We start from the raw sequence: 4,521 nt of genomic DNA on the forward strand, positions 1-4,521 counted from the left end.
ATTCTGCCGCCCCCGCCGCCGCCCCCGCCGGCGTTCGCAATCGTCAGCAGCGTTCCTGTCAGCACCCAGGACCTGCGCGGGGCGCCGCCCGCCTATTACGAGCAGGGCCGCGACACGTTCTCCGATGTCGAGCAGAACGCGTTCAAGGCCGTCAGCGCCGAGCCGGTGTCCACCTTTTCGATCGACGTCGATACCGCATCCTATGGCTTCGTGCGCGGCTCGCTGGATCGCAACGTCCTGCCCGCGCCCGATGCGGTGCGGACTGAGGAGATGGTCAACTACTTCACCTACGACTATCCCGCAGCCGCCTCGCGCGAGCGGCCCTTCAGCACCACCGTCGACGTCTTTCCGAGCCCTTGGACCCAGGGTCGCAAGATCGTTCGCGTCGGCATCAAGGGGTACGAACTGCCCGCGGCCAGCCTGCCGCGCGCCAACCTCGTCTTCCTCATCGATGTCTCGGGGTCGATGGATGCCGCGAACAAGCTTCCATTGGTCAAGCAGTCGCTGCTGATGCTGCTCGACCGGCTCGGCCCGGACGATAGCGTCGCCATCGTCACCTATGCCGGGCAGGCCGGAACCGCGCTGCCCCCGACGCCTGCGCGCGAGAAGGGGCGGATCGCCGCGGCGATCGAGATGCTCGGCGCCGGCGGCAGCACTGCCGGGGCGGAGGGCATCCGCCAGGCCTATGCGCTGGCCCGCAGCACGTTCGACCCGGCCGGCGTCAACCGCGTGATCCTTGCCACCGACGGCGACTTCAATGTCGGCATCACCGATCCCGAAGAGCTCAAGGGCTTCGTCGAGCGCGAGCGCGAGAAAGGCGTGTACCTCTCGGTCCTCGGCTTCGGGCGGGGCAATTACAACGATGCGCTGATGCAGACGCTGGCGCAGAACGGCAATGGCAACGCCGCCTACATCGACACCATCAACGAAGCGCGCAAGACCCTGGTCGAGGAGGCCACCTCCACGCTGTTCCCGATTGCCCGGGACGTGAAGATCCAGGTCGAATTCAATCCCGCGACGGTCGCCGAATACCGTCTTGTCGGCTACGAGACGCGGATGCTGAAGCGCGAGGATTTCGACAACGACAAGGTCGATGCCGGGGAGGTCGGCTCGGGACAGAGCGTCACCGCGCTCTACGAGATCGTCCCGGTGGGCGGTCCGCGCGCGCTGGGCGAACTGCGCTACGGCACGGATGCTCCGGCGCGGCGTCAGGCCAGCGGCGAGTATGGCTTCGTCAAGATCCGCTACAAGCAGCCCGGTTCCGCGACCAGCGATCTGCTGTCCACCCCGATCGACCGGTCGCGCGAGGTGGCCAGCTTTGCCGCGGCACCGGACGATGCGCGCTTTGCGACGGCGGTCGCCTCGTTTGCCGAGCTGCTGCGCGGCGGTCGCTACACCGGCGCGATGACCTATGACGATGTGCTGAAGATGGCCGGGCCGGTGCGCGGCGCGGACGAATACGGCTATCGTGCCGAATTCATCCAGCTGGTGCGGGCCGCCGGATCGGCGGCCTCGATGCCGAGGCTGGGCGAATGAGCGAGGTCATGCGGAGACGCGATGGGCGGTGACGACGATCTGAGGGGGGTTGTCCCCGATCCACCGCCCGTGGACGAACAGCGGCGCATCGCGGCGATCGATGCCGCCCTGCGCCGGTTCGATGCGCATCTGGGCGAAGGCATGGCGTCGCCGCGCCGCGTCCCCGCCGCCCGGCGATCCCGGCAGCAGGTCGCCGTGCTGGCGAGCGCCATGCTGGTCCTGCTGGTCACCATCCCCATCTGGCTTGCCCGGGAAGGCGATCGGGCGCGCTTCGCTCCGTCCGCCGAAACAGTTCAACAGGCCGGCCCCTCCGCTGCCGCGCCCCGCACCCCGCCGCCCCTTGGCAGTGCCGCGCCCGCACGAGCTTCGGCCGAAACGTCAGAGGCCGAACCATCGCAGGCTGCAAGCGAGGCAGGGGCGCCCCGTGCGATCGATCCGAACCTCGCCCCGACCGCACCCGCGGCGCCGGAAAGCAGTCCCGCAATCGCCGCACCGCGCAGCCCCGCACAGAACGCGGCGCCCGCCGCCGTCGTCCCTGACGCGCCGGCCTTCGCCCCGCCGCCTCCGCCGCCACCTCCTCCCCCTCCGCCGCCGCCCGCACCATCGTCGTCGCGTGTGGCTGATGCACTGGCCGCGAGAGAGGAGCCGCAAGCAATCGTGGTGACCGGTTCTCGCCGGGCGCCGGCCAGTCAGGCAGACGTGGTTCCCCCGCCGCGCCTGATCCGGCGCTGGCAGACATGCACCCCTGCCGACCCGCGCGCCGATGCGTCGCCATGTCCGGAGCATCTGGCGCGCGGCCTTGCGCTCGCCTTCGGGGGCGAGGACACCGCCGCATTGCGCGCCTTCGACGAAGCCATCGCCAAGGCACCGCAGGACCCCGGCGGCTATCTTGGCCGCGGCCTCGTCCATCAGCGCCGGGGCGATCGGAACGCCGCGCGTGCCGATCTCGACCGCGCAATCCGGCTGGCGCCGCGTGATGCGCGCCTGTATTATTTCCGCTCCCTGCTGCTACGCGAGGCGGGCGACGGGGAAAGCGCCGACCGCGATCTGGCAACCGCAGTGCGGTACGCCGATCGCTAGCCCAGCGGCGAGGAGACAGTCCGGGCGCTGCGCGGTCCGAAAGGGAGATGCGCTTGCCGGGAATTACCCGGGCGCCGCGTCCTCGCGGGGTTTCGACGACAATTGCCGCGAATAGAACCACCCGATTGCGATGAGGCAGCCGCCCAGCGCAAAGAACGAGGCGATCCGCGCCAGCCCTTCGAGCGCCGCCGTATCGAAGATGAACACCTTGAACACCGCCAGCAGCATCAGGACCAGCGAACCGACCCGCCAGTTGCGCCGGCCGCGCCATGTCCCCCAGCCGAGGAAGCCGAGCGCGACACAGATGGCGAGGATCGAGCGCAGGAGATCCTCGCGCTGGCCGGCGGGCGGCTCGAGCAGCAGGCTTCCGGCGAACATCTGTCGCAGTTCGCTCAGCGCCAGCAGCGCGATCAGCGCCATCACGGCCGCATCCGTCAGTCCCGCCGCCCATCGCGGTGCGCCCGCCTGGCCTTTCCGGAGCCACAGGACGAGCCCGATCGCGATCCCGTAGGACGCCAGCAACAGGTTGACGATCGGCCACGAGCCGACCGCCTGCGCAGTCCACAGCGGATTATGCGCGAGGAGACTGAACCAGACGAAATGCGCCACGGCAAGCAACCCGATCGCGCGCCCGAGCCGGACCCGGCTCGCCCCGCTTCCGGGCAAGGTCGCGAGGGCCACGGCGACGAGAGCCAGCGCGCCCTGCCACAAGGTCCGCTCGGCAAGGCCCCGGGCCACGAAGCGGGCCTCGTCGTCAATCGCGAAGAGGTGCTTGTAGCCGACATGGGCGACGATCATCGCCAGCATCAGGGCGCCGGCGAGAAGGACGTTGCGGCGGCGGGCCGGGTCCGATTTGCGCAGCAGGGCCACCCCGCCCAGCGCCACCGCCAGAGGGGCGACGGTGCGCAGGGTGAAGGCAAGACCGGGCAGATCGCCGAACAGCATCGGCGATCCGCCCAGCGCGGCAATCCCGCCGGCCAGCCATTCCGCAACCGCGAAGGACGCCCACAGGGCGCCGATACCCAGCAGGGTGGCGATTCCCGCGCCGCGCCGGTCGAACTTCCACGCGACGAGCAACGCCCCGCCGGCGGCGGCCAGCGGCAGCACCCGGTCCGGCAGCAGCATCGCCAGCATGCCATAGGCGAAGAGGGCAGCCCCGCCGTCGGCCATGCGGCGGATGCCCGGGCGGTTACCGAACTGCCCGAGCAGGGCGAAGGGGATCGCCGCGGCAAGCCAGCGCAGCGCATAGCGCCACTGGGGGCCGCCGCTCGACCCCTCTACGAAGCTTGCCAGCTCCTGCCAGTCGCTGCTGTTCAGCAGCAGGACCACACCCACCATGGCGATGCCCGCCTGCACCCAGCCGGTCGTCTGCCGATCGCGCGACCGGCGCAGCGTGAACGCGGGTGCGGCCAGTGCCGCCGTGACCAGCGGGGCGCTCCACGCGGGCAGCGCCAGCAATCCCGCCAGCAGAACGAGGACGAACGCCGAGCCCACCGCTGCGGCAGGGCCGAGGGCGAAATCCTCGTCGGCGGCGGGCCAGCTTTTCCACGCGGCGAGGACCGGCGCTGCGGCAAGGAGCAGGGCGGCTAGGGCCACCAGCGTGTCGCGGTCCTCCAGCAAAGCAATGTCGAACTGGATGCAGATCGCCGCGACCAGCGCCAGGGGGAAGAGCGCCAGCTGGGCATGGTCGACCGTGCGCGCACTCGCCCGCCAGACATACCATAGCGGGGGCACGGCGAAGACCAGCGCAAAAGCGGCCGCGAACAGGGCGAACCACCCCGCCGGAGGGGTCGGCCAGGCGGCAAGCAGGCATGCCGCCAGCGCCGCGGCAATGGCGCTCGCCTCGCGCAGCCGCCGCCACCGCGTGCCGAGGATCGCCAGCGCCGCCGCCAGAAGCAGGTACGC

3 protein-coding genes are annotated in these 4,521 nt (G+C 70.6%); 2 read left to right on the plus strand and 1 reads right to left on the minus strand.

Annotated features, from left to right (window positions below):
• On the plus strand, window positions 1-1,536 hold a 1,536-nt coding region (locus ACHFFA_RS06745; protein WP_394270081.1), incomplete at its 5' end, for a von Willebrand factor type A domain-containing protein.
• Window positions 1,537-1,557: 21 nt separating this feature from the next.
• Window positions 1,558-2,616, plus strand: a complete 1,059-nt coding sequence (locus tag ACHFFA_RS06750) for a hypothetical protein (RefSeq protein WP_394270082.1) — start codon at window positions 1,558-1,560, stop codon at window positions 2,614-2,616.
• 63 nt (window positions 2,617-2,679) lie between these two features.
• Here the strand turns inward: ACHFFA_RS06750 and ACHFFA_RS06755 are convergent.
• Window positions 2,680-4,521: DUF2339 domain-containing protein (locus ACHFFA_RS06755; RefSeq protein WP_394270083.1), on the minus strand; the 1,842-nt coding region annotated here is incomplete at its 5' end.

The sequence above is a fragment of the Qipengyuania sp. genome (assembly GCF_043423005.1).
Taxonomy (GTDB): Bacteria; Pseudomonadota; Alphaproteobacteria; order Sphingomonadales; family Sphingomonadaceae; genus Qipengyuania.

Bases quoted from the DNA above. Each gene is read 5' to 3' on its own strand.
- ACHFFA_RS06750 (WP_394270082.1), top strand. From the start codon at position 1,558: ATGGGCGGTGACGACGATCTGAGGGGGGTTGTCCCCGATCCACCGCCC.